Annotated in this window: 22 protein-coding genes; 15 read left to right on the top strand and 7 right to left on the bottom strand. The window is 49.8% G+C overall.

Features of this window, described 5'->3' with window-relative positions:
• Window positions 1-30: 30 nt before the first annotated feature.
• On the bottom strand, window positions 31-660 hold the full coding sequence (gene plsY / locus GY634_RS12950) for a glycerol-3-phosphate 1-O-acyltransferase PlsY (protein WP_166409151.1): 630 nt from the start codon (window positions 658-660) through the stop codon (window positions 31-33).
• A gap of 124 nt (window positions 661-784) precedes the next feature.
• On the opposite strand from plsY, the gene surE reads away from it, so the two are divergent.
• From surE to GY634_RS12925, 5 genes are all read left to right on the top strand, one after another.
• Window positions 785-1,543 (top strand): 5'/3'-nucleotidase SurE, encoded by a 759-nt coding sequence (surE, locus tag GY634_RS12945; protein WP_166409149.1) that lies wholly within the window; start codon window positions 785-787, stop codon window positions 1,541-1,543.
• The gene (locus GY634_RS12940) at window positions 1,524-2,348 is read left to right on the top strand and encodes a protein-L-isoaspartate(D-aspartate) O-methyltransferase (RefSeq protein ID WP_166409147.1); all 825 of its coding nucleotides are present in this window, start codon (window positions 1,524-1,526) and stop codon (window positions 2,346-2,348) included. The genes surE and GY634_RS12940 overlap by 20 nt, the downstream gene beginning before the upstream one ends.
• 18 nt (window positions 2,349-2,366) lie before the next feature.
• A complete protein-coding gene (locus GY634_RS12935) occupies window positions 2,367-3,215 on the top strand; it encodes a peptidoglycan DD-metalloendopeptidase family protein (protein WP_166409145.1) in 849 nt (282 codons plus the stop codon).
• 85 nt (window positions 3,216-3,300) lie between these two features.
• Entirely contained in the window at window positions 3,301-4,629 is a 1,329-nt protein-coding gene (gene rlmD / locus GY634_RS12930) for a 23S rRNA (uracil(1939)-C(5))-methyltransferase RlmD (RefSeq protein WP_166409143.1), read from the top strand.
• Window positions 4,630-4,816: 187 nt separating this feature from the next.
• Window positions 4,817-5,944, top strand: a complete 1,128-nt coding sequence (locus GY634_RS12925) for a fumarylacetoacetate hydrolase family protein (RefSeq protein WP_166409141.1) — start codon at window positions 4,817-4,819, stop codon at window positions 5,942-5,944.
• 112 nt (window positions 5,945-6,056) lie between these two features.
• On the opposite strand, the gene GY634_RS12920 is transcribed toward GY634_RS12925, so the two are convergent.
• Window positions 6,057-6,830: an IclR family transcriptional regulator gene (locus GY634_RS12920; RefSeq protein WP_166409139.1), complete on the bottom strand. Its 774-nt coding sequence runs from the start codon at window positions 6,828-6,830 to the stop codon at window positions 6,057-6,059.
• A gap of 231 nt (window positions 6,831-7,061) precedes the next feature.
• Between GY634_RS12920 and GY634_RS12915 the strand changes: the two genes are divergently transcribed.
• Both GY634_RS12915 and GY634_RS12910 read left to right on the top strand, forming a co-directional pair.
• The gene (locus GY634_RS12915) at window positions 7,062-8,702 is read left to right on the top strand and encodes a GMC family oxidoreductase (RefSeq protein ID WP_166409137.1); all 1,641 of its coding nucleotides are present in this window, start codon (window positions 7,062-7,064) and stop codon (window positions 8,700-8,702) included.
• 23 nt (window positions 8,703-8,725) lie between these two features.
• Complete coding sequence (locus tag GY634_RS12910) at window positions 8,726-10,051, top strand: MFS transporter (protein ID WP_166409135.1); 1,326 nt, start codon at window positions 8,726-8,728, stop codon at window positions 10,049-10,051.
• A gap of 117 nt (window positions 10,052-10,168) precedes the next feature.
• Here GY634_RS12910 and argH read toward each other — a convergent pair whose 3' ends face one another.
• On the bottom strand, window positions 10,169-11,581 hold the full coding sequence (gene argH, locus GY634_RS12905; protein ID WP_166409133.1) for an argininosuccinate lyase: 1,413 nt from the start codon (window positions 11,579-11,581) through the stop codon (window positions 10,169-10,171).
• 146 nt (window positions 11,582-11,727) lie between these two features.
• On the opposite strand from argH, the gene GY634_RS12900 reads away from it, so the two are divergent.
• The 3 genes from GY634_RS12900 to GY634_RS12890 are packed head-to-tail and all read left to right on the top strand — an operon-like array spanning window position 11,728 to window position 14,249.
• Window positions 11,728-13,044 (top strand): mechanosensitive ion channel family protein, encoded by a 1,317-nt coding sequence (locus tag GY634_RS12900; RefSeq protein WP_242683706.1) that lies wholly within the window; start codon window positions 11,728-11,730, stop codon window positions 13,042-13,044.
• Between the two features lie 46 nt (window positions 13,045-13,090).
• The gene (locus GY634_RS12895; protein WP_166409130.1) at window positions 13,091-13,429 is read left to right on the top strand and encodes a P-II family nitrogen regulator; all 339 of its coding nucleotides are present in this window, start codon (window positions 13,091-13,093) and stop codon (window positions 13,427-13,429) included.
• On the top strand, window positions 13,404-14,249 hold the full coding sequence (locus GY634_RS12890) for an aldo/keto reductase (protein ID WP_166409128.1): 846 nt from the start codon (window positions 13,404-13,406) through the stop codon (window positions 14,247-14,249). The genes GY634_RS12895 and GY634_RS12890 overlap by 26 nt, the downstream gene beginning before the upstream one ends.
• 20 nt (window positions 14,250-14,269) lie before the next feature.
• Here GY634_RS12890 and GY634_RS12885 read toward each other — a convergent pair whose 3' ends face one another.
• Entirely contained in the window at window positions 14,270-15,490 is a 1,221-nt protein-coding gene (locus tag GY634_RS12885) for an MFS transporter (RefSeq protein ID WP_166409126.1), read from the bottom strand.
• 71 nt (window positions 15,491-15,561) lie between these two features.
• Window positions 15,562-16,125: a chorismate--pyruvate lyase family protein gene (locus GY634_RS12880; protein WP_166409124.1), complete on the bottom strand. Its 564-nt coding sequence runs from the start codon at window positions 16,123-16,125 to the stop codon at window positions 15,562-15,564.
• Between the two features lie 37 nt (window positions 16,126-16,162).
• Here GY634_RS12880 and GY634_RS12875 point away from each other — a divergent pair, with 37 nt between their 5' ends.
• A complete protein-coding gene (locus tag GY634_RS12875) occupies window positions 16,163-16,897 on the top strand; it encodes a pseudouridine synthase (RefSeq protein WP_166409122.1) in 735 nt (244 codons plus the stop codon).
• Between the two features lie 102 nt (window positions 16,898-16,999).
• On the opposite strand, the gene GY634_RS12870 is transcribed toward GY634_RS12875, so the two are convergent.
• Entirely contained in the window at window positions 17,000-17,803 is an 804-nt protein-coding gene (locus GY634_RS12870) for a 23S rRNA (adenine(2030)-N(6))-methyltransferase RlmJ (RefSeq protein ID WP_242683704.1), read from the bottom strand.
• Between the two features lie 388 nt (window positions 17,804-18,191).
• On the opposite strand from GY634_RS12870, the gene GY634_RS12865 reads away from it, so the two are divergent.
• The 4 genes from GY634_RS12865 to GY634_RS12850 all read left to right on the top strand — a co-directional run bounded on the left by GY634_RS12865 (window position 18,192) and on the right by GY634_RS12850 (window position 22,084).
• Window positions 18,192-20,162 (top strand): SurA N-terminal domain-containing protein, encoded by a 1,971-nt coding sequence (locus tag GY634_RS12865; protein WP_166409118.1) that lies wholly within the window; start codon window positions 18,192-18,194, stop codon window positions 20,160-20,162.
• Window positions 20,163-20,227: 65 nt separating this feature from the next.
• Entirely contained in the window at window positions 20,228-21,064 is an 837-nt protein-coding gene (locus GY634_RS12860) for a peptidoglycan DD-metalloendopeptidase family protein (RefSeq protein ID WP_166409117.1), read from the top strand.
• Window positions 21,061-21,750, top strand: a complete 690-nt coding sequence (locus GY634_RS12855; RefSeq protein ID WP_166409115.1) for an AzlC family ABC transporter permease — start codon at window positions 21,061-21,063, stop codon at window positions 21,748-21,750. The genes GY634_RS12860 and GY634_RS12855 overlap by 4 nt, the downstream gene beginning before the upstream one ends.
• Window positions 21,743-22,084 carry an AzlD domain-containing protein gene (locus GY634_RS12850; protein WP_166409113.1) on the top strand — a complete coding sequence of 114 codons (342 nt, stop codon included), beginning with the start codon at window positions 21,743-21,745 and terminating at the stop codon, window positions 22,082-22,084. Before GY634_RS12855 ends, GY634_RS12850 begins: the two co-directional genes overlap by 8 nt.
• A gap of 53 nt (window positions 22,085-22,137) precedes the next feature.
• Here the strand turns inward: GY634_RS12850 and GY634_RS12845 are convergent, their stop codons facing one another.
• Window positions 22,138-24,411 (bottom strand): RelA/SpoT family protein, encoded by a 2,274-nt coding sequence (locus tag GY634_RS12845; protein WP_166409111.1) that lies wholly within the window; start codon window positions 24,409-24,411, stop codon window positions 22,138-22,140.
• Window positions 24,412-24,422 lie beyond the last annotated feature (11 nt).

The following is a 24,422-nucleotide window of genomic DNA, read 5'->3' as shown; positions in this document are numbered from 1 at the left end:
ACTTATGGGCAATTTACTGGGTGCTTGGGCCTACAGTTCTTTCTTCTGACCCACTTTAGGTTCGGTGCCTTGAATGAGCCTACGGATGTTGGCACTGTGACGCCAGAGCAACAATGCGCAAATTAAAATTAAGCATAAGGCGATCACACCGTTTAGTGGCCATAAGGTGCCTGCGCCTAGGAAGTAGTACATAGGGCTAAGCACAGCGGCGGTCAGCGCAGAGAGGGATGAATAACGGCTAGCGTAGAAGACGATTAGCCAGGTAGCAGCGGTGAGTAAACCCAGCCAAATGTTCAGCGCTAACAGTACGCCTAGAGCCGTTGCTACGCCTTTTCCGCCTTTGAATTTCAAGGTGCAGGGGAAGATGTGACCCAGAAAGGCGGCCAGTGCAGCGACGCCCGGTAAGCCGGTAGACAGGCCCCAGTGACGCACGGCATACTGCGCTAGAAGTACCGCAACCACACCCTTAAGCATGTCGCCCAATAAGGTATAGACCGCGGCTTTTTTGTTTCCTGTACGTAAAACGTTGGTGGCACCTGGGTTACCAGAGCCGAAGCTGCGCGGATCTGCTAAGCCAATACACTTGCTGACAATCACAGCAAAAGGCAGGGAGCCCAGAAGATAAGCAATAAGAGCGGTCAGAATAACGCTGGGTAACATGGTTGTTTTGGGAAATGGTTGAAGAAGAAAATACTAAAATGGTGATTCTACTGGCTTGATGATAAAAAACCAAAGCAGCAGGTACAATGTGAGCTGTGCCTCACTCTGTTTTTCGGGTTGAAAGATGAAAATACTAATTTCCAATGATGATGGGTATAACGCAGCAGGTATTGAAGCCTTGCATGCGGCCTTGAAAAACTTGGGAGAACTGGTGGTGGTGGCACCAGAAACCAACTGTAGCGCGTCTTCTAATGCGTTAACACTCAATAGACCACTGTTTGTACGCCAAGCCTCTAATGGCTTTTATTATGTGAACGGTACACCGTCCGATAGCGTACACATTGCCTTAACTGGTCTGCTCGATTTCAAACCTGATTTAATCGTGTCTGGTATTAATAATGGTGCCAATATGGGTGACGATACCTTGTATTCGGGTACGGTGGCCGCCGCGATGGAAGGGCATTTGTTTGGCATTCCGTCCATTGCTTTTTCGTTGATAGAAAAAGGCTGGAGCCATCTAGACAGTGCCGCTCGGGTCGCCCGCGATTTGGTCGAAAAAGTAGCACGCGAGCCGCTGGCCGCAGGCACGTTATTAAACGTAAATATTCCTAACGTGCCGTACGAAGCCTTAAAAGGCACACGTGTTACGCGTTTGGGTAAACGTCATCCTTCTGAGCCCGTCATCAAAAGTGCTACCCCCTATGGTGAGCCTGTGTACTGGATTGGGCCAGTGGGTAAGATTCGCGACTCTGCCAGTGATACCGACTTTGGAGCGGTAGCCGATCTGGCTGTGTCCTTGACGCCATTACGTTTCGACCTGACCAGTTACGACAGTATAGAAACGATGCAACGTTGGGTGAACCATGAGCAAAAATCCCAATAACAATCGTTTCTCGTGGGCTGATGGCACGACGAATAGGTTTGGCCGTTCTCGATTAGGGAAGGGCTTAACTACTTCTAATAGCAACGCTAAAGTCATTCAGCCAGGCCAATTGCGTGCGCCGCTTAGTACACCTATAGAAACACTGGCAAGGAATGTAAATCTGGGTTTGAACTCAGAGCGTTCGCGTGGCATGATGATCGAGCGTTTGCGTAGGCAAGGCATTACCGACGAGCGCGTACTGCAAGCCATGATGGCTGTGCCACGTCATTTGTTCGTCGATGAGGGCTTGGCAAGCCGGGCCTATGAAGACGATGCTCTGCCTATAGGCTATGCACAAACAATTTCGCAACCTTGGGTGGTAGCACGTATGATTGCTACCTTGTGCGAAATACGCGTTCCTACAAAAGTGCTAGAAGTGGGTGCTGGCTGCGGTTACCAAACCGCTGTGCTCGCCCAATTAGCCAACGAAGTGTATGCCATAGAGCGTATTCAAGGACTATACGACCTCGCTCGTATTAAAATGCGTGATTTAAGCTTAACCAGTAGGGTAAGGTTAAGCTTTGCGGACGGTATGTTGGGGGCTCCCCATGCCGCGCCGTTTGATGGAATTATTGTGGCGGCTGCCGGGTTAAAAATACCGCAGACGCTACTAGAGCAGCTAGCTGTAGGTGGGCGTTTGATCGCTCCCGAAGGTTCTGCCACACAACGATTAGTATTGATTGAGCGTACCAGTATGACGACGTGGCAACGCAAGGAACTTGAGTCCGTGCGTTTTGTTCCGTTACGTGCAGGTACTCAGCTTTAAAAAACTCAGGAGAGTATTATGCAGCATTCAGGCGGTGGGTTAATGGCCGTTGCTGAAAATGGCTTGAGCAAGTCGGCAAGCCGTAGTGTAGTCAGTGTTGTCTTATTGTCAGTGGTGTTGGCAGGTTGTGCTTCCAGAATGGATAGGGCGCCTATAGTGGATGGCTCTGCAGGTGGTCCTGTAAGCTCCACACCAGCCACACGTTCTGCAGGCGGCACCTACGAAGTTAAAGCAGGTGATACCTTGTATAAAATTGCACAAGCTCATGGCATGAGTTTGGCAAACCTGACACGTATCAACAACATTACTGATCCTTCACAGTTGCGCGTAGGGCAGATATTGCAGTTGGGTGAAGGTGCAAGCACACAAGTTGCCGTGACTACACCCGTTACGCCTGCGCAGGTCACTACACAGCCTACACCTGCTACACAAGTACCGCCTACCAGCGGCACAACGACGACGCCTGCTGCTACAGGTACCGTGCAAAAAGCCAGTGATGCCAATTTGGTATCATGGGGCTGGCCTGCAAATGGTCCAGTCATTCAGTCCTTTACCACCGCAACTAAAGGTATAGATCTGTCCGGTAGTATCGGCGATCCTATCCGTGCCGCCGCTGACGGTAAAGTGATGTATGCCGGTAATGGCGTACGTGGTTTGGGTAACCTGATTTTGCTGGGTCATAGCAACGGCTTTATTACTGCCTATGCGCACAACGAAAAACTGTCAGTGAAAACTGGCGACGAAGTGAAAAAAGGCCAAACGATTGCATCCTTGGGTGAAAGCGATACAACCTCCCCACGTTTGCATTTCGAGATTCGCCGTAGGGGGACACCGGTCAATCCTCTGGCATATCTGCCCGCACGCTGATATGATTTTCAGCCTACTGGCATAACGTACAACGAATGCGCTGCTTGTTTTGTACAGGTAGCGCATTTTTAATTTAGACATCTTCATGACAACAGCATACGAGTTGGAAATAGAGTCCCTGGATATTGAGGGACGTGGTGTAGGCCACTACGAGGGGAAAGTGGTATTTGTAGATGGTGTATTGCCAGGTGAACGCGCGTTAGTGGAAAACGTACGCAGCAAGTCATCCTATGACAAAGCCCGTGTCGTGCAGTTGTTGACACAGTCACCACAGCGGCAAACACCTCCCTGTCCTAGCTTTGGTGTGTGTGGCGGTTGTGCCATGCAGCACCTGCAGCCCGCCGCGCAAGTAGCGGTGAAGCAGCGCGTGTTAGAAGATGCCTTAGGACACATTGGTGGCGTTAAAGCTGAAAGCTATTTGGCCCCTATGCATGGCCCGTATTGGCAGTATCGTCATCGTGCGCGCTTATCAGTGCGTAATGTGATGAAAAAAGGCACTGCTTTGGTGGGCTTTAGGGAAAAAGGCAGTCATTACGTGGTAGATATGGCCGAATGTCGTATTTTGCCACCGCAAGTGTCGGCTTTGTTGCTGCCGCTGCGCGAGCTGATCAGCGCCATGTCCATCCCGCACCGTATTCCGCAGATCGAAGTGTCTGTTGGGGAAGATTGTTTGTCGTTAGCCTTGCGTCATATAGAACCTTTGCAAGACAACGATATACAACTGCTACGTGACTTTGCTAAACGCTATAACGTGAGCTGGTGGCTGCAACCCAAGGGGCCAGAAACCATGCATCCCTTGGAGCGCGAAGACGAAGACAGCTTGTACTACGATTTGCCCGATTACGACTTGCGTATGCCCTTTAAACCGGCAGACTTCACGCAGGTGAACCCCAGCATTAACCGTAGCTTGATTCGTTTGGCCTTGAACCTGCTGCAGATTCAAGAAGGCGAGCGTGTGGCCGACTTGTTCTGTGGTTTGGGTAACTTCAGCTTGCCATTGGCGCGCATCGCGTCTGAGGTGGTGGGTATTGAAGGTAGCTCCACCTTGACTAAGCGCGCAGGTGAAGCCGCAGCACAACACAGCTTACAAGACAAAGCCAGCTTTACCACCTTGAACCTGTTTGAGGTAGACGTAGAATGGCTGCGTAAATTGGGCTATTTTGATCGCATCCTAATTGACCCACCACGTGACGGTGCGCAGGCTGTGGCGCAAGCGTTAAGCGAATTACAGCCTCACGAAAAACCAAAACGTATTGTGTATGTGTCCTGTAATCCCGCCACCTTGGCGCGCGACGCAGGCATATTGCTCAAAGAGGGTGGTTACCGCATGTTGAACGCAGGGGTATTGAACATGTTCCCGCATACGGCACACGTGGAATCTATCGCTGTGTTTGAACCGATTACCGCTAACTAAGTACGGTTGTTAGCGGAGTCATCAAAAAGGGCTGCACTGCATGTGCAGCCCTTTTTTGTGGGCGCACAGTATGACTACCTTGTGTTTTTAGGGGTGGTTCCAAATAGATATGTATATTGAATGCAAAAAGCGTTATTCTACGATGGCTAGTATCAGCACATAATTATTAATAGCGTGGTGAGTGGTAATGAATTACGTAGAGACAGGAAGTTTTGTAGGGCGTGCATGGTCTGCAGATGCCAATGGCCCTATTGTGATCAAAGTGACTAAAGCAGGGGTTTTTGACGTTACATCAAAAGCAGTTCCTACTGTGCGTGACCTGTTAGAACAGGATTCCCCCGCACAGTGGTTGAAGGATCAAACAGGTACACACCTAGGCAGCGCAGCAGATTTATTGCAAGGCAAGATTGCGGGTCTAAAAATCTTAGCGCCCTGCGATTTACAAGCCATCAAGGCATGTGGTGTAACCTTTGCACAATCCATGATTGAGCGTGTGATTGAAGAGCGTGCCGGCGGTGACTTGTCTGCAGCCAACGCGATTAGACAGAAAATCGCGCAGCACATTCAAGACGAAGTAAAAAGCATTAAACCCGGCTCACCCGAAGCCATGAAGCTAAAAGAGTTCTTTATTCAAGAAGGCTTGTGGTCGCAGTACCTAGAAGTGGGTATTGGGCCAGACGCGGAAGTATTTACCAAGTCGCAAACGCTATCATCAGTAGGGCACCTAGACGAGATTGGGTTGCACCCCTGCTCAACGTGGAATAATCCCGAACCCGAAGTGGTGCTGGCCGTAGACAGCAAAGGCAGAGTCAAAGGCGCTACCTTAGGTAACGATGTGAACCTACGCGATGTAGAGGGGCGTTCTGCCTTGTTGCTAGGTAAAGCGAAAGACAACAACGCATCATGCTCCATTGGCCCGTTTATCCGTATTTTTGACGACAGCTACTCGTTGGACGATGTGCGTAACGCACAGGTAGATCTGTTAGTGGAAGGCGAAGATGGCTTTGTGATGAGTGGTAAAAGCTCAATGAAAGAAATCAGCCGAGATCCATTGGAACTGGTGCAGCAAACTATAGGTGGGCACCACCAGTATCCAGACGGTTTTATGCTGTTTATGGGCACTCTCTTTGCGCCTATTGAAGACCGCGATGTAGCAGGCCAAGGCTTTACGCACAAACTGGGTGATGTGGTAGTGATTTCTAACCCCGAGCTGGGTAGCTTGAAAAACACTGTTCGCCTGTCCACGCAGTGCAAGCCATGGGAGTTCGGCATCTCGCATTTGATGCGTAACTTAGCGGGACGTGACTTGATTTAGCTGGAGTGATGGCATGCAAAGACCATGCCCTCATACAAATCAGTCAATGCAGCCGTTGCCCTAGGTGACTGCTGCATTTTTTATACATAAAGCGAACGGTTGCTGGGCGCGATTAGTGGCTGCTTGTTGCCAGTAAGTTGGCAATCTCTGCTGCGGCTTGTGACATCAATGAGCGATATGACAGCAGTTTTTTTAAGTCTGTTCTGGCCGTAACCGCATGGCACGCTATGGCGGCTGTGACTTGTGAGCTTTGGGTGGACGCGAATATGGGTACTGCGATGGCAATCATGCCCGTCACAAACTCTTCATTATCAACGCCAAACCCTTGTCGTCGGGTATTTTCTAGCTCGGCTTTTAAGCCAGCAATATCAGAAATAGACTTGTCTCCGTACGCGGACAGGGTCAGCCTGCTTAAGTACTTTTTTTGCTCAACGTAAGGCAAATAGGCAAGAAACAGCTTGCCACTCGCGGTGCAGTGCAGGGGGACAGGGGCATTAGGTTGTACATGCAACCGTAAGCTCCAAGGGGCATTGCTGTCTTCACGTACTAAATACTGCACGGAATCTTCGGCAAGCATGGTGAGGTTGCAGGCTTCACTGGTGCTGTGCACCAAGTTTTTAAGGGTTTTGCGTGCGGCATTGAGAAACCAAGACGAACGTAGTGCACCCATGCTTAACCGCAAACTGCGCGAGCCTACAGTGTAGCCCAACTGCCCTGGCAGTCTAGTGATATAGCCAGCTTGAACCAGCGTGGAAATGTTTCGCAATAGGCTGGTTTTGGGAATGTTAGAGAGCCGTAGAAGCTCAGTAAGTGTGAGCGGCTCTGTGGAGCTGGTTAGGGTTTCAATGATGGATAACGCCCGCAGAGCACTAGGTGTGCTGTCCATGTATTCAGTCTCCTTTGGTTGGTAGTTTTAGGCGCTCATTTTTATTGTGTGCGATGCAGCACTGTGGCGTGTGCATCCGCTTCTGACGTCATTATGTCGCTAACTTAGCATAAAAACAAAACCGTTTTTGATACTGTAGGTTCCGAAAATGGTTTTTCAATCGAAAACCCTATGCCGATTCTGCACACAACTCCCTACATTATTTAGAACAAAAACAGCAAGGAGTTGGATGTGCAGGAAACTTATGACTTCATCATTGTGGGGGCTGGGTCAGCGGGATGTGTGTTGGCAAATAGGCTTTCTGAAAATGGCAAATATTCTGTGTGTTTAATTGAAGCAGGGCCTAGCGATAAAAACATCTGGATTCATATCCCTATAGGTTATGGGAAAACCATGTTCAACAAAAAGTTGAACTGGGGCTTTGAAACACAAGCCGATCCACACATGAACCAACGACAGTTTTACTGGCCGCGAGGCAAGACCTTAGGGGGCAGTAGTTCCATTAATGGATTGATTTACATACGCGGTCAAAAAGAGGATTACGACCACTGGGCAGCACTGGGTAACCAAGGCTGGAGCTGGGAGGATTGCCTGCCTTATTTTAGGAAGCTGGAAACGAACGATTTGCCCGAAGCCGATACACGGGGGAAGCATGGCCCACTTAGCGCCACCTCTATTCCGGCCAAGCATGAGCTAGTCGATGCTTTTATACAGTCGGCACAGCGGGAGAAAATTCCGCATGTTAAAGACTTTAATACTGGTAATCAGCACGGAGTAGGGTACTACCAGCTCACCACTAAAAATGGTTTACGGCAGTCTACAGCAGTTGCCTATTTAAACCCTGCCAGACAGCGCATGAATCTCAAGGTTAAGACGGAACATTTAGTGCACCGTGTGCTGTTTGAAGATAAGAAAGCAATGGGCATAGAGCTTTCCTATAAAGGGGGCGAGCCTTTTGTGTTGCGCGCCAAGCAAGAGGTCATTTTGTGTGCAGGGGCGATTCAAAGCCCACAGCTATTGATGCTGTCGGGTATAGGGCCAGCACCAGCGCTACAAGAGTTGGGCATACGGGTGCAGCGCCATGCGCCAGGGGTGGGTGAAAACCTGCAAGACCACTTACAACTGCGTTTGATTTATGAAGTGGCCAAACCCATTACCAACAACGATCAGCTACGAACGGTGTGGAGCAAAAGCAAAATAGGGTTGCAGTGGCTGTTTACGCGATCAGGTCCCTTAGCCATTGGCATTAATCAAGGCGGTGCATTTTGCTATGCGTTGCCAAATGAAGCTAAGACCCCTGACGTGCAATTTCATTTTGGAACACTGTCTGCGGATCAAGCGGGTGGGCAAGTACACCCGTTTTCGGGATGCACCATTTCAGTGTGTCAGTTACGACCAGAGTCTCGTGGGTATCTGCGCCTACAAAGTAAAGATCCGGCTCAGCCGGTGGCCATACAGCCTAATTACCTAAGTGCCGACTTGGATCAACGCACAGCGATAGCGGCTGTACGTTTGGTGCGGCGCATTGCGAATACGGGGCCGTTGTCTGATTTGTTGGTGAAGGAGTATAGGCCGGGTATAGAGCAGCAAAGTGATGCGGAAATTTTAGAGTTTTGCCGCAACTACGGTGCGACGATTTTTCATCCGGCAGGCACCGCAAAAATGGGGCAGGAAACCGACGAGATGGCCGTGGTGGATGAACAGCTACGTGTGTATGGCGTGGAGGGTTTGCGCGTCGTGGATGCTTCCATTATGCCCACGTTGGTGTCAGGCAATACCAATGTACCTGTGGTCATGATTGCTGAAAAAGCAGCAGACATGATCCTGCAATACCAAGAAAACAAAACCAAAGAGTGTAGTGCTATTACATAACTCAGAAATGAGGAGACAAGAGAATGAGTACAACGCATAAAAAAGAGGTGTCTAGGGTTATACGCGCCTCTGTTATTGGAGCCACCATCGAGTGGTATGACTTTTTCTTATATGGTGTGATTGCTGGACTGGTATTTAACAAGCTGTATTTCCCTAGTGATGATGCCTTTATTGGCACGATGTTGGCCTACACAACCTTTGCCATCGGTTTTGTTGCCAGACCCCTTGGTGGCGTGATCTTTGGGCACATAGGCGATAGAGTCAGTCGCAAGGGGGCGCTGATTGCAACCTTGGTATTGATGGGAAGTTCAACGGTTGCTATAGGTTTAATTCCTTCGTATGACAGCATAGGCGTATGGGCCCCCATTCTTTTACTGCTGTGCCGTATCTTGCAAGGCATAGGTTTAGGGGGGGAGTGGGGTGGTGCCGTGTTAATGGCATACGAGTATGCGCCTAAAGAGAAGCGTGGCCTGTATGCCTCATGGCCTCAGGTGGGGTTAGCCTTAGGCCTGTGCTTGGCATCAGGCGTGGTCGCTATTCTAACGGCAGTGCTCAGCCCCGAGGACTTCTACGTATGGGGGTGGCGCGTAGCGTTTTTGCTGTCAGCGTTGCTGGTATTTCTGGGGTTGTATATTCGTGTAGCGATTAAAGAAAGCCCCGAGTTTGAGAAACTCAAAGCCAGTAATGCCGAAAACAAACAGCCCTTTATCAGCATGATTAAGCAGTACCCCGGCAATATTATTCGGGGGATGGGGGCGCGTTATATTGATGGGGTGTTGTTCAATATCTTTGGGGTGTTTAGCATCAGTTATCTGAGTAATGATCTGAACATGGATAGAACAACAGCGTTAACGGGTGTGTTGATTGCCTCATTTATTATGTGTTTTAGCATCCCGTTATTTGGAGCACTGTCAGACAAAGTAGGGCGAACCAAAACCTATTTCTGGGGTTCGATTATCACGGGTTTTTCGGCCGTTCCAGCCTTGTATTTCATGACGGCACACTCCGATAGCACCTTAATCGTTTGGCTGTCTATTATCATCCCTTTTGGTATTTTGTACGCGTCTGTGTACGGGCCAGAGGCAGCCTTGTTCTGCGAGCTGTTTGATACAGACGTGCGTTATACCGGCATTTCGTTTGTGTATCAGTTCTCGGGTATCTTTGCGTCGGGTATTACACCCATGATAGCCACGGCGTTGTTGCATGCGAATGATGGACAACCATGGTACGTGGCAAGCTATGTGGTTTTTGCAGGTTTGGTATCGGCGTATAGCGCATGGTCTATTAAGCGCTCAAAGCAGCAGCAAGCAAAAATGCCTACACCCGTATTGCATAGTCGATATTCGTAATACGGAAGAGTCATCGTAGCGATTTGGCCATGCGTGGGTGCATGGCCGTTTTTTATGCATAAAAAAGGGGTAGAACAGTAACGTTCTACCCCATTTCACTAAAGCTGTCTAAGACGCTTATTCGCCTAGAATGCGTTCTGCTTCAAAGCGTACACGCTCAGGGGCTGTGCCACCGATGTGATTACGCGAAGCCACAGAACCTTCCAGTGTCAGTACGCCGTAGATGTCTTCTTCGATGCTAGGGTGGAAGGCTTTAAGCTCATCCAAGCTTAGGTCAGCTAAGTCGCAGCCTTTTTCTTCGCACTTACGTACTGCCAAGGCGACGGTTTCGTGTGCATCACGGAAAGGCAGGCCTTTTTTCACTAGGTAATCAGCCAAGTCAGTGGCTGTAGCAAAGCCTTGCAGCGCCGCAGCACGCATTGCTTCTGGGTGAACACGGATGCCATCAACCATGTCTACGAAAATAGTCAGGGTGTCGCGGATGGTGTCAGCCGAATCAAACAAACCTTCTTTGTCTTCTTGGTTGTCTTTGTTGTACGCCAAAGGTTGGCCTTTCATCAGCGTCAACAAGGCCATTAAGTGACCGTTTACACGACCGGTTTTACCGCGAGCCAACTCGGGCACGTCGGGGTTTTTCTTCTGAGGCATGATGGAGCTGCCTGTGCAGAAGCGGTCGGCGATGTCGATAAAGCCTACACGTGGGCTTACCCATAGCACCAACTCTTCCGAGAAGCGCGAGATGTGGGTCATGATCAGTGCGGCGGCAGCGCAGAATTCGATGGCAAAGTCGCGGTCAGAAACGGCATCCAGCGAGTTGCGGCATACGCCGTCAAACTCAAGCAGGCTAGCCACTTGCTCACGATCAATGGGGTAACTGGTACCGGCCAAGGCGGCAGCACCTAGAGGCAAACGGTTAACACGCTTGCGGCAGTCAGCCAAACGCTCGGCATCACGGCCAAACATTTCGGCGTATGCCAACAAGTGGTGACCAAAGGTCACGGGTTGAGCCACTTGCAGGTGAGTGAAGCCGGGTAGAATGGTGTCGGAATGTTTAAGAGCCAATGTGGCCAGACCTTTACGCAATTGTTGTAGCAGCGTAATGGCGGTGTCTATTTCAGCGCGCAACCACAAACGAATATCCGTAGCGACCTGGTCATTACGTGAACGGCCTGTGTGCAAACGTTTGCCTGCGTCACCAATGATTTCAACCAGACGCTTTTCTATATTCAGATGCACGTCTTCTAAATCGATGGACCACTCGAACTGTTGTTGTGCGATTTCGTCCAAGATTTGCGCCATACCGCGTTCAATCGCTTGCAGGTCGTCGTTGCTGATAACACCTACGGTTGCCAGCATAGTGGCGTGAGCCAACGAGCCTTGGATGTCAAAGGCAGCCAAACGCTTGTCAAAATTTACAGAGGCGGTGTAGCGCTTAACGAGGTCAGAGACGGGTTCAGTAAAGCGAGCCGACCAGGCTTGGGCTTTGTTCGCGAATTGGTTTTGCATGGAAGAAGAGGTGTTATCAGACATAATTGATTGCTTTTGTAGGTCAGCCAGGCTTACGTGCAGCCAGGTCCATAGGCTATATTAAACGGTTATTTAGGACGTCATGGCAAGTTTGATGATAACTGCTGTGCTACGACCTACCAGTGTGTAGAAATAAGGTATAGATGACTATGTTAGACGAATGGGTAGATCAAGGGTTATTAATGCAGTACTTGCCAGAAACCTGGATGCGGGTTTTAGCGGGGTTACTGCTATTGATCGTGTTGTACGGCATTATAAGCTGGGGCGTGCGTGCAGGGATGGCTGCAGTGGTTGGCAGGGCCTTACACGCGGTACGTAAAGGGTCGTGGCAGGAACCACTACGTAAACGCCGCGTGGCTGCTTATTTGAGCCATATGGTGGCATTGCTGTTTTTAGCACTAAACCTGCAGCTCATGCCCATGAGTGAGACCGTCACCGAAGTTTTGCAACGTATAGTGCTGACGCTCTCTGCCTTCTATGCGTTGCGCTGTTTAAGTGCCGCGTTATCGGCCACTCAAGATATCTACGAAGAAAGCACCCGTTCTGGGCGCGCCTCGATTAAAGGTTATATAGAAGTTGCTCGCAGCATTATGTGGGCGCTGGGTTCTGTGGTGGCGGTCTCCATTTTGTTGGATAAGTCGCCCATTTTGATGCTCTCTGGTCTGGGTGCTATCTCAGCGGTGTTGTTGTTGGTGTTTAAAGATACCTTGCTATCTATGGTGGCTAGTGCGCAAATTAGCAGCAATGACCTGTTGCGTATCGGCGACTGGATCAGTATGCCGCAAGCTAACGCTGACGGTACGGTTATTGATATTTCCTTGCATACGGTGAAAGTCGAAAACTTCGATAAAACCGTGACCAGCGTACCGACATACAAACTGTTTTCTGAGAGCTACAAAAACTGGCGTCAGATGTTTGAGTCGGGCGGTCGTCGTATTAAACGTACGCTGAGCATTGATGCGTCCACGATCCACTTTTTGACCGACGATGAAATTACACGCCTGCGTAAGTTCTCTTTGTTGGACGAGTACTTGGAAGACAAGCAGCAAGAGCTGGAAGAGAGCAATAGGCAGCTTATAGAAAGCGGTGGCCACGAGATTAACCGTCGTCGTTTAACGAACATCGGCACCTTCCGTGCGTATGCCATGCAGTATTTAAAGCATAAAAAGGGTATTCATCAGCAGATGTTGTTAATGGTACGGATGATGGAGCCTACTAGCGAAGGTGTGCCGGTTGAGGTGTATTGCTTTACCGACGATACCGCGTGGGTGAATTACGAGCGTATACAAGGCGATGTGTTTGATCACTTCTTGTCTATCTTGCCTGAGATGGGCTTGCGTCTATACCAGTCACCATCGGGCGTAGACATGCGCGAAGCCTTTGCGCAGGGTGCAAACCTTAAAGAAATGTTGCAGGCAGAGCGTCCTACTACTGAAAAACGTGCAGGTAGTACGTTGGACAGTTAAGATGTAGCGGGTGGCAATTTTCAGAGTTATTGCTTTGGTTATATAGATGAAACAAATTACCGCAATTATTAAGCCTTTTAAGTTAGATGAGGTCCGTGAGGCCTTGGGTGAGCTGGATGTTAACGGGCTCACCGTGACCGAGGTAAAAGGCTTTGGTCGCCAAAAAGGGCATACCGAGCTTTACCGTGGTTCAGAATATGTGGTGGATTTTCTGCCTAAGATTCGCATCGATATCGTGGTGCCTGCAGAGCGCTGTGATTCGGTGATCGAGGCCATCATTAAAGCCGCTCGCACAGGGAAAATTGGTGATGGGAAAATCTTCGTCACCAATGTAGAGCAAGTAGTACGTATTCGTACTGGTGAAGCAGGTGCAGCTGCTATTTAAGAAAACCTTGTCCCGCATAGGGCAAGGTTCATGGTATTTAGATAGCGCTGCCGACAGTGCGCAAGCCATTCGCGCTGTGCAAACAGGCCTAGATGCTGGGCTAACGCATATAGATACGGCTGAAATGTATGGCGATGGCATGGCTGAAACCCTGTTAGGTGAAGCCTTGCTAGGCCGCAGGGACGAGGCTTTTTTGGTCTCTAAAGTGTTGCCCTCTAATGCCCGTTACGACACGACTATTGCGGCGTGCGAGCAAAGCCTACGTCGTTTGCAAACCGATTACCTAGACAGTTATTTGCTGCATTGGCGTGGTCAGGTTCCGTTAGAGGAAACCGTAGAGGCTATGGAGATGTTGCAGCAGTCCGGGAAAATCCGCAGTTGGGGTGTCAGTAATTTCGACGTGGATGATTTAATTGAGCTGCATGCGATTACGGGTGATGGCAAAATTGCCTGTAATCAGGTGCTCTACCATCTTGAAGAGCGCACCATCGAACACGAGCTTATTGATTGGTGTGTGGCGCATGATATTACGGTGGTGGCGTATAGTCCGTTTGGGCATGCCCAGTTTCCGTTGGAAAGCAGTGCGGAAGGGCAGCTACTACGCGATATAGCGCAACAGTACGATGCCAGTGCACGTCAGGTGGCATTAGCGTTTTTATGTCGTAGCAAGAATGTAGTGGCCATTCCTAAAGCGTCGACGATGCGTCATGTGTTGGATAATGCTGGGGCTCTAGATTTGCACCTTAGCCAAGACGATATTGCACGTATAGCTGCAGCGTTTCCGCTGCAACCTCATCCGGGTTATTTGCCCATGATCTAAGGGCTGCAGCGGTAGAGGCTTTATTCTGCCGCGACGCCTGCTTGGCTGCGTTCATGAAACCACAGCCACATCAACGACACCACGACTATGCCTACTATAGGGAAGGTCCATGTGTTGATGCCGTCCCAGCCATGCGTGACCAGCAATTGGCCAGACGAAAACGATGAAATTGCTACCGAGCCAAACACTAAGAAATCATTAAAGGCTTGTACGCGATTACGTTCTTCGTTGCGATAGCAGTCAGTCACCATGGCGGTGGCACCAATAAAACCAAAGTTCCAACCTAAGCCCAACAGAATTAAGCTAAGCCAGAAGTGCTCAACGGATAAGCCGTTTAATGCCACTGCGCTGGAGAGGGCAATTAATACTAGTCCGCTTAGGGTGACAGCGATTTTGCCAAAGCGGCGTATTAGGGTGCCCGTAAAGAAGCTGGGGCCAAACATGGCTAGAATGTGCCACTGAATGCCTAGGGTAGAGTCGCGCATGGTGTGTCCGCAACCTATCATCGCAAGTGGCGAGGCGGTCATCATAAAGCTCATTAAGCTGTATGAACTGGTGCCCGCAATCACAGCCACAATAAACTTGGGCTGTTTAATGATTTCTAGCAGTGGTCGGCCATGCGATGTGTTGGCCTGCGCGGCGGGAGTGCTCTGCACGGCAGGGTCGTTACGCAGAAATGCAATTAACGGAAGAGCGCACAGTGCCAGCATAGCCTGAGCGATGAAGGTGCCACCAAAGGGAAGGCTAGGGATAATGTCGGTGGTATGCAGGATAACTTGGGTTGCCAGCACGGCAGCTACCAACCCCCCAATCATGACCCATGAAATAGCTTTGGGTTTCAGTGGGCCTTCTACCGAGTCAGCAGCTGCAAATCGGTAGCTTTGCACATACGAGGCGTACAAACCGGCTAAGATAGTGCCCAAACAAAACAGTAAGAACGACCCAATGGCGATGCCGTAAAAAGCGATCATGCCACCAGAAGCGCCCAATAAACTACCCAGAACGTAGCCAAAGCGGCGACCCTTTTGGCGCATGATAAATGCAGCCGGTAATACCCCTAAGGCCAGCCCAATATTAAACAGACTGACGGGCAGGGTAGCCATTTCAGTGGACGGGGCCAGTTGTGATCCCACCAAACCGCCAAGCGCTACGACAACCGCAGGGTTGGCGCCTCCAAGTGCTTGCAGTCCGGACAGAACTAAGGCATTACGGCGCCCACTGCCGGTAAGAGAGGAACTCATGCGTTAAGTACTTTGTTAGTAAAATTAATTGTTACGAGGAATATACAAAGAACTTAACGTAATTTATGGGTTTAGGCTAGAAGCTGACTGTTGGGGTAACGCACCCAAAACTCGGGATGAAAGCACTCAATCACAATCAGCGCTTGATTGTGGCGCATGAAACGCGAGCAGCGTGCATACAACGGTGTAAGCGCTTGGGTGTGAAAAGTCTGTTGCGCCAAAGGTGCAAGTGCACTGTCTTCTTCGCTATTAAGGCGGTAACAAAAGCTAGAGCGGCTCACCTCAGGATCGTTGTACAAAATATCCGCTAAAGGTTTAGTGCCTAAATTTTTAATGCTGGCCCATTGATCGTCTGCCGCGGCAACCGTACAGAAACTGCGCGCGCACACCATAGGGTGTTGGTCTAAACTCATCACGATTTCCCGCACCCAGGCTTGGGGTTCATCTAGCATCCAGCTTTCTTCTGCATGTAGGGTAGTGGCACGTTCAGCTTGTACGGCTAAGGTCAATTGGCCTAAATTACGCAGTGATGCGGTGAGTGCGCCCGGCTTATCTAGCCAGAAGGCGGGTAGGGCGGCAAACTCAGCAGGAAGTTGAGATGTCCAAGAGTTCTCAGCGGGCGGACAGAATTTCATAGGGAATTACGTAAACAACGCTTAAAATAGCAAAACTATGGAACAGATCAGAATTTCAAAACTCATGTCAGAGCGCGGCCTTTGTTCGCGCCGGGAAGCCGATGCTTTTATTGAGCGTGGCTGGGTAAAAGTTAATGGCCGCGTTGCGGTATTGGGGCAAAAAGCATCTCCAAACGACAAAATTGTACTGGATAAAACCGCTCAACAACGTCAAACCGAGCGTGTGACTATTATTTTGCATAAACCGGTAGGTATTGTTTCCGGCCAAGCAGAAAAAGGGTATAGAAACGCCGTCTCGTTGATTCAGGCTAGTACACAGTACAAGCCTGGCATTTCGGGTCAGGGTAAATTCAACCCTGCTCATTTGCGCGGTTTGGCACCTGCGGGACGTTTAGATATTGATTCACAAGGCTTGTTGGTACTGACGCAAGACGGTCGTATTGCCAAACAGTTGATTGGTGAAGACTCACCTATAGATAAAGAATATCTAGTGCGTGTAAGCGGCAAGTTAGACGAACGCGGCTTAAGCATGTTGCGTCATGGCTTAAGTATGGATGGTCAGCAATTGCTGCCTGCAGAAGTACGTTGGCAAAACGACGACCAGCTGCATTTTGTGCTGCGTGAGGGTAAAAAACGTCAAATTCGCCGTATGTGTGAAATGGTGGGTCTGAAAGTCGTAGGCTTGAAACGTGTGCGTATGGGCCGCGTGGTACTGGGTGATTTACCACCCGGTAAATGGCGCTACCTGCGCCCCGGCGAGAAGTTCTACTGATACGGTTTCTATAGCGTGCCCACTGTGGTGCGTAGCGTGTTTTTCAGGGTGTTTTACACCCTGAATTTGTTTCTGCTGTTTATGCTATGAGGCTACAACCAATTACTCGTCTTCGTCGCGTTTTGCGCGTCGTACGGGTTTGGCCTCTTTGTGGCGGCAGCTAAACGAGGCTTGTCCATCTTGGGCTAAGGTTTTGGTTAGCCATTTCATGGTTTGGGGGAGTTCTTTCGTCAGGCCCCAAGGTGGGTTGATGATAAACATGCCACTACCGTGCAAGCCAAAACCGTCTTTCTGTGGTGCTTTCACATTCAGCGACGCATGTAGCCATTCCACGGGTAGCTGCTCTAAACGTCGCTGTAGGCTGCGTACTTCCTCACGTTGCACCACGGGGTACCAAATAACAATACAGCATTGGGCAAAGCGCTTAAGAATCTCAGAAAGGGTATCAAACACCTTTTTGTAATCGGTTTTTGCCTCATACGAGGGGTCGATGATCACAATGCCACGGCGTGTGTGAGGTGGCATTAAGCGTATAACCTCTTTGAAACCATCTTCTGCATGTACGTGCACACGGCGTTTTGCCGGTGTACGTATTAATTGCAGGTTGTGCTGCAGTAAGGGGTATTCATTAGGGTGTAGCTCAAAGCCATGGAAGCTGTCTTGTTTGCGCAGCTTGCTCACGGCAAGCCAAGGCGAACCAGGGTAATAGCGCGCTAGGCCATCGGGGTTCAACTCGGCAACGGCATCCAAGTAGGCTTCAACTAAGTTGGGAGCCTTATCGGCTTCTAGAATACGGTCTAGCCCGTCCACGCATTCGCCACTTTGCTGGGACCAGTCGTGTTCAAGATCGTAAAGACCCGCTCCTGCGTGTGTGTCTACGACGGTGAAGCCCGTTTCTTTTTGCAAGTAATGATCCAAAATGCCCGTGTAAATGACATGTTTGAGAACATCAGCATGGTTGGCGGCATGAAAAGCGTGTCTATAGCTGAACAAAGTACGATCCGATAGGAGTAAAGCGGTTAATGAATGAAATTGCAGGTAGAAAAAGAATTCAACCCTTCATTAGGCTAAGTGCTTGTGAAATAAGAATTTTAGTCTGTATTTAACAGTAATGACAGCTAGCCACGTCTACGATTTTAAAGGTTTATACGATGCTGAGGCGATTCAGCAATGAAAGCCGAGCAAAAGTTCAGTAGAATAGGGGATTATTTTATTCTCTGGCCGGTCGTCAGGTCGTTGGTTTTCAACTGGTTTGGCAGCTGTGCTGTTCTAAACACGCAAGAATAGGTGTTTAATGTTCAATTTTTTCCGAACGCATCAACGTTTGATGCAGGTGGTTTTACTGATCCTGGTTTTGCCTTCTTTTGTGCTGATCGGGGTAAGTGGTTACAGCAGCTACACCTCTAATGAGACTGAACTGGTCAACATTGGTGGTACGTCGCTGACAGCTGAAGAGTTTGATCAAGCACGTCGTGTACAGCTACAAAACATGCAGCAAGAACAAGGCAGCGCCTTTGACTTGGCGGTAGTGGATTCCCCTGAAGCACGCCGCAAATTGCTGGATGCGATGGTGAATCGTAATGTCTTGATAGAAATCGCCACCAAAGAAGGTTTGAGCGTATCGGACGGCGTTTTGCGCCAAGCAATTGCTGCTATTCCTGATTTCCAAGTAGAAGGTGTGTTCTCTCCAGAACGCTACAACACCTTGCTGACCTCGTCGGGCATTTCTATTCGTGCTTTTGAAGAGTCGCAACGTGCAGACCTAACATTGGGTCGTGTGTTGGGGCCAGTGGCACAAACCACAGAACTGCCAACTGAAATAGCGAACTTGGTAGATAAAGCACTGACTACTACTAGAAAAGTAGAGCTGCTGAATTTCGACACAGCAAACTACCTGAAGCCTGAAAGCATTACTGATGCAGAAGTGCAAGCATGGTACGACGACAATCAAGATGTATTGCGTCTGCCTCAGTACGTGGATGTATCGTATGTAGTGCTGGATGAAGCGGCGGCACGCAAAAGCGTACCTACCCCAACGCCTGAAGAGTTAAAAGCCTACTACGATCAGAACAAATCCCGTTTTGGTCGCGCTGAGCGCATTAACCTTAGCCACATTTTGGTAGCCGTTAAAGCCGATGCTTCTGAAGAAGAGCGCAAAGCAGCTCGTGAGCGTGCCGACCAATTGGTGGCAGAGGCTAAGCAAGAGGGTGCTGACTTTGCCGCTTTGGCTCAGGAAAACTCTGACGACAAAGGTACCGCACGTAATGGCGGTAACTTAAGCTGGATTAACCGTGGTGCGTTGCCTGACATGGACGCTGCTATTTTCGAATTGCGTACGGGCGATGTGTCGCCTGCCGTGCAAAGCGTAGACGGTTTCCATATCTTTAAAGCCAATGTATACGAAGCAGAATCCGTTCAACCGCTGGAAGAGTTAGCAGCTCAGTTAGAACAGGAAATTCGTCAGCAAGTGGCTGCTCAGCGTTTTGCTGATATGGCGACGCAACTGACTAGCTTGGTCTACGAAAGCCCAGAATCCTTGCAGTCCACTGCCGATGCACTAGGATTGCCAGTACGCCACGCTAAGGGTGTTACACGCGATGGTTTGTTGGATGCTGCCATTATTGGCGAGGCTGCAGCACAAAGCTCCGCCGATGCTGAGTTGCTGAATGACCCACGTGTACGTCGCGCCTTATTTAGCTCTCAGTCATTGAATCAGCGTCAAAACGCGGGTGTGATTGAAGTTGCCGCAGATAACATTGTGGCGGTGCGTGCTGAAGAAATTTATGCCCCTTCTGTACCTGCTTTGGATCAAGTCAAAACAGCGATTGTTGAGCGCTTAGCCGTAGAGAAAGCGCAAAAACAAGTGCAAGAAGAAGGTAAAAAAGCACTGGCTAGCTTAACCGCAGATGGTCAATTGCCTGCTGGTGATGCCAAGTTTGGGTGGGAGCGTTCTGTGAATCGCTTAAACAACGCTGACTTGTCAGAGGCTGTCGTGAATGCGGCGATGTCTGCTGATGTCACCACACTGCCTAGCTATGTTGGTGTAGAAACTGACAATGGTTATAGCGTGATTAAAGTGACGGGTGAAAGTGTTGCTGATCTTGACCCTGCACTTAAAAATTTCTTGCAGCAGCAAATGCGTCAGTTGTTGGCTAATGCTGAAGAGCAAGCCGGTATGGCTGCATTGCGTGCAGAACTAAAAGTGACTGAGCAAGCTGCGGTGCAAGAAGCATTGCAAAGCAGTGATTCAGAAGAAGAGCTGTAATCTTACTCTGTGATGTAAATAGCCCCATCTGAGCAGTTAGGTGGGGCTTTTTAATGTGTGATGCGATGATAAAAAAATACGTAAAACTGTTCATGCTGGGCTGTGCTTTTTGGGCAGGTGCTGCAGCAGCACAAGAAACCGGCTACATACAACGTCAACTTAACAGTGCTGTGCCAGGCGGTGTGGCCGTACTGGCCTTGGGTAATCAAGAGCAAGCACCAAAAGCAACGTACGAAGGTAAACCTGTATTGGTGGTGCGTGATAGCAATGGGCAGTGGATTGCTGTGGTGGGCTTGGATCTGAAAACCACGCAGGGAGAGCACCAGATCGTCACAGATCAGGGGCAGACGCTAGGCTTTAACGTGGGCCATAAGCAGTACAGAGAGCAGCACATCAAGCTTAAAAATAATTCGCATGTGAACCCCAGCGCCGAGCAGTTGGCACGCTATGAGCGCGAATATAACGAGCAAATAGAGGCGTATCAGCAGTTTAACGATCGTTACCCTAGCAACGTGCTGTTTGATTTGCCTGTGCAGGGCCGTTTTAGCAGCCCTTTTGGCTTGCGTAGGTTCTTTAATGGTGAAGAACGTAACCCCCACTCAGGTTTAGATATTGCAGCGGGTACGGGTACGTTGGTGCGCGCACCGGCTAATGGTCAGGTCATTCTGGTGGGCGATTACTTCTTTAACGGCAAAACGGTGTTCTTAGACCATGGGCAAGGTTTAATCACTATGTACTGCCATTTGTCCGAAATACTGGTGCAACCCGGTGATGAAGTGGCACGTGGCGCATCGTTTGCCAAAGTAGGGGCTACAGGTAGAGCCACTGGCCCGCATTTGCATTGGAATGTCAGTTTAAATAATGCACGCGTAGACCCACAGATCTTCATCGCTAAGCCATGAGCAAGGCGTTCTGTAGGGGCTTAAAAGACAGCTTGTCTATTGCCGTTGGCTACGTGCCAGTCGCTATCTCGTTTGGGTTGGCAGCAGTGGCGGTGGATGTACCCGCTTGGGCGGCTATTTTGTTTTCGGTATTGGTGTATGCCGGGGCCAGCCAGTTTGTGTTGGTCAGCCTGATTTCACAGCAAGCCTGGTTTTTAACGGTGGTGGCGGTAGTGTGGCTGATGAACCTGCGGCATTTGTTTTATGGCCCAGCACTACTGAATGCTGCGCAGCCGTGTACGCCAAAGCGCCCTATGTTGTTTTGGGGGGCAGGGCTAACAGATGAGGTGTTTGCGACCGCCGTAGGACGTTTTGCTAAGCAGCCTGAAAGCGAGAAAGAAGGTTGGTATTTAGGTCTGCAGTTAGGGGCATATTTGTCGTGGGTAGGCGGTACGGCTGTAGGGGCGCTATTTGGTGCAGATTGGTTAGGTCGCTGGGAAGTGCTGGATAAAAGCTTAGGTTTTGTGTTGCCTGCACTGTTTTTTACCTTGCTGTTAGAAATCGCCGAAGCCGTGCCACGTCAAGTCTTGTTGGCGGCAGCGCTAGGTTCAGGCTTAAGTCTACTTATTATGCCTGTCTACATGGCCATCATCGTAGGGATGTTTGCAGGTTGTTTGGCTATTTTGCTAGGACGCAAACATGACTAATGCGGATTTGATTATTATTGCGCTATTGGGGTGTTTGGGGACCTTGTTAATACGCTATGTGCCGTTGCGCTTACAGGGAAGGCAACGTCAAGGACAAGGTGGGCGTAAGTTGCACCAAATGCTGGCGGCGATTGGTCCAGCGGCTATAGTGTCCTTATTGACGGTATCGCTGATTGCCGAGGTGTCACCAGAATCGCCAATACTAAGTGTGTTGCCGGGGGCCTTTGGCTTGGTGGGGGTATGGCTGGGTAGAAAGCTGTTCAATAACAGTATTGCCGCCGGCACCATCGTGGGTGTACTGGCGTACGCTGTTTGTATCGCTATAGTGGGGTAGGGAGATCGCACTGCCTTGTCTCTGTATAGGTACAAGGCAGTGGACAGAGGCTGTTACGAGTTCGCGCCTTTCACGCGCACAATTTTCTGTACTTGTGGAATTTGGCGAATAGAACGAATCACTCTAGCTAAGTGTGTACGGCTATCTACCTGAATAGTCAGGTGCAGCAGGTTTGTGGCTGCGCCTTCATCGGGCATAGTCAGGTGCAAGATGTTGGAATCTGCATCGTTTATGGTGGCTGCTAGCCTACCCAATACGCCGCGTTCATTGAGCACAGTCACGTCTAGCTTGGTGTTCAAGTGACGTGCGGTATTGGTATCCCATACCACTGGAATCCAGCGCTCGGGCTCTTTAACTTGCTGGCGTTGGGCAACTTGGCATTCGGCCATGTGTACAACTAAGCCATGCCCCATACGAATGCCACCAATAATAGCGTCGCCCGGAAGTGGGCCACAGCACGGGGCTAATTGCACTGCTTGGCCTTCGTTACCGTGGATCACAATAGGTGCTGCACCACTAGAGGTGTAATCATCCACTTGTGCAGCGGTTGTTGCCAAGATAGCCAGTTCGGGGGCAAAACGACGTGCCACAACGGCAGCCAAACGTTTACCCAAGCCTATGTCGGCCAGAATCTCTTCACGCGAGGCAGCACCAGAGCTTTTGGCCAGTTTGTCCCATTCTGGGTGGTTGTCGTCTGGGTACGGAATATTGATGCTTTCAAAGGCTTGCTTAAGCAGGCGCTTACCGAAAGCAACGGATTCTTCGTATTTAACCGTACGCAGATAGTGACGGATTTCAGAGCGTGCACGGCCTGTACGTACGTAGTTCAGCCACTGAATGCTAGGTCTAGCGGCTGGGGAAGTAACGATTTCTACCGAGTCACCGCTTTTCATTTCTGTACGCAGCGCAACGAACTCGCCATTGATTTTGGCTGCCACAGCTTGGTTACCGATGTCGGTATGGATGCTGTAGGCGAAATCAATAGGGGTTGCACCGCGTGGCAGCGAAATAATCTTGCCTCGTGGCGTGTACACGTACACAGCATCAGGGAACAGGTCCACCTTAACGTGATCCAGAAACTCGCTGGAATCGCCGGTTTGGCTTTGAATGTCTAGTAGTGACTGTAACCAGTGATGGGTACGTTTTTGTAGGTCGTTAAGCGTAACGTTGTCGTCTTTGTATAACCAGTGCGACGCTACGCCTTCTTCCGCCACATGATCCATTTCGTGTGTGCGGAATTGGAATTCTATAGGGGTACCGTAAGGCCCAATTAAGGTAGTGTGCAAAGACTGGTAGCCATTGATTTTAGGAATGGCGATGTAGTCTTTGAATTTACCAGGAATAGGGCGGTACATTTGGTGCAGCGTACCCAGCGCTAAATAGCACTCGGGTAAGGTGTTCACCACAACGCGGAAGCCGTAAATATCCAGCACATCCGAAAAGGATTTTTTCTGTTCCTGCATCTTGCAGAAAATGCTGTATAAGGATTTTTCGCGGCCACTGACTTCGGCTTCAATGCCGGCAGCAGGCAATGCCACGGTAACAGCTTCGGTGATTTTGCCTAACACTTCACGGCGGTTGCCGCGCGCCGCCATCAAGGCTTTATGCAGCACTTTATAGCGGTTAGGGTGTATGGCTTTAAAACAGCGATCTTGCAGCTCGCGAAACAGTGCATTTAAGCCTAAGCGATGCGCAATAGGGGCATAAATTTCTAGGGTTTCTTGGGCGACACGACGGCTTTTTTCGGGGCTAACAGCGTCAAGAGTACGCATGTTATGCAAACGGTCGGCCAGCTTAATCAGGATGACGCGTACATCCTTGGACATGGCCAAAAGCATTTTTCTAAAGCTTTCGGCTTGCTGCTGGCTTTTGGTTTGGAACTGCAAACGCTCTAGCTTTGATACCCCATCCACAATTTCAGCAACATCGGTGCCGAATTTTTCTGCCAGTTCTTGCTTGGTAACGTCTTGGTCTTCAATAACGTCGTGCAGCAAAGCAGCCATGAGTGAATCGGCGTCTAGCTTCCAGCCAGCACAGATTTCAGTCACAGCAATGGGGTGGGTAATGTAGGGTTCGCCGCTAGTGCGAAATTGACCCAAGTGAGCGTTATCAGCCAGTTTATAGGCTTCGCGTACGCGTTCTACATCCTTGGGATCAAGGTAGGTGCTGATTATTTTGTTCAGCGGAGCGAGAGAAGCTATAGGGGCTTTTGCAGGTTTTAGGGTAGGAACAGTAACGACATCTTTATTCCTGCGCCCAAGACGGGAGCCTTTCTTTAACACGGCCAACAGGCCGGAAGAAGCGCCACGCAAACCTGTAAATGCCATAAAACTTCCTC

The sequence above is a fragment of the Paenalcaligenes suwonensis genome (assembly GCF_011290505.1).
GTDB lineage: Bacteria > Pseudomonadota > Gammaproteobacteria > Burkholderiales > Burkholderiaceae_B > Paenalcaligenes > Paenalcaligenes suwonensis.
The sequence above is the reverse complement of the archived record's forward strand: the minus strand, read 5'-3'. Positions and strand labels throughout refer to the sequence as shown.

What these genes read in the sequence shown, in the direction of transcription:
- GY634_RS12845 (WP_166409111.1), bottom strand. Translation starts at nt 24,411, where the DNA reads ATGGCATTTACAGGTTTGCGTGGCGCTTCTTCCGGCCTGTTGGCCGTG.
- GY634_RS12850 (WP_166409113.1), top strand. Translation starts at nt 21,743, where the DNA reads ATGACTAATGCGGATTTGATTATTATTGCGCTATTGGGGTGTTTGGGG.
- GY634_RS12925 (WP_166409141.1), top strand. Translation starts at nt 4,817, where the DNA reads ATGAATTACGTAGAGACAGGAAGTTTTGTAGGGCGTGCATGGTCTGCA.
- GY634_RS12880 (WP_166409124.1), bottom strand. Translation starts at nt 16,125, where the DNA reads ATGAAATTCTGTCCGCCCGCTGAGAACTCTTGGACATCTCAACTTCCT.
- plsY (WP_166409151.1), bottom strand. Translation starts at nt 660, where the DNA reads ATGTTACCCAGCGTTATTCTGACCGCTCTTATTGCTTATCTTCTGGGC.
- GY634_RS12875 (WP_166409122.1), top strand. Translation starts at nt 16,163, where the DNA reads ATGGAACAGATCAGAATTTCAAAACTCATGTCAGAGCGCGGCCTTTGT.
- surE (WP_166409149.1), top strand. Translation starts at nt 785, where the DNA reads ATGAAAATACTAATTTCCAATGATGATGGGTATAACGCAGCAGGTATT.
- GY634_RS12900 (WP_242683706.1), top strand. Translation starts at nt 11,728, where the DNA reads ATGTTAGACGAATGGGTAGATCAAGGGTTATTAATGCAGTACTTGCCA.
- GY634_RS12885 (WP_166409126.1), bottom strand. Translation starts at nt 15,490, where the DNA reads ATGAGTTCCTCTCTTACCGGCAGTGGGCGCCGTAATGCCTTAGTTCTG.
- GY634_RS12855 (WP_166409115.1), top strand. Translation starts at nt 21,061, where the DNA reads ATGAGCAAGGCGTTCTGTAGGGGCTTAAAAGACAGCTTGTCTATTGCC.
- GY634_RS12860 (WP_166409117.1), top strand. Translation starts at nt 20,228, where the DNA reads ATGATAAAAAAATACGTAAAACTGTTCATGCTGGGCTGTGCTTTTTGG.
- GY634_RS12865 (WP_166409118.1), top strand. Translation starts at nt 18,192, where the DNA reads ATGTTCAATTTTTTCCGAACGCATCAACGTTTGATGCAGGTGGTTTTA.
- argH (WP_166409133.1), bottom strand. Translation starts at nt 11,581, where the DNA reads ATGTCTGATAACACCTCTTCTTCCATGCAAAACCAATTCGCGAACAAA.
- GY634_RS12920 (WP_166409139.1), bottom strand. Translation starts at nt 6,830, where the DNA reads ATGGACAGCACACCTAGTGCTCTGCGGGCGTTATCCATCATTGAAACC.
- rlmD (WP_166409143.1), top strand. Translation starts at nt 3,301, where the DNA reads ATGACAACAGCATACGAGTTGGAAATAGAGTCCCTGGATATTGAGGGA.
- GY634_RS12895 (WP_166409130.1), top strand. Translation starts at nt 13,091, where the DNA reads ATGAAACAAATTACCGCAATTATTAAGCCTTTTAAGTTAGATGAGGTC.
- GY634_RS12935 (WP_166409145.1), top strand. Translation starts at nt 2,367, where the DNA reads ATGCAGCATTCAGGCGGTGGGTTAATGGCCGTTGCTGAAAATGGCTTG.
- GY634_RS12940 (WP_166409147.1), top strand. Translation starts at nt 1,524, where the DNA reads ATGAGCAAAAATCCCAATAACAATCGTTTCTCGTGGGCTGATGGCACG.
- GY634_RS12910 (WP_166409135.1), top strand. Translation starts at nt 8,726, where the DNA reads ATGAGTACAACGCATAAAAAAGAGGTGTCTAGGGTTATACGCGCCTCT.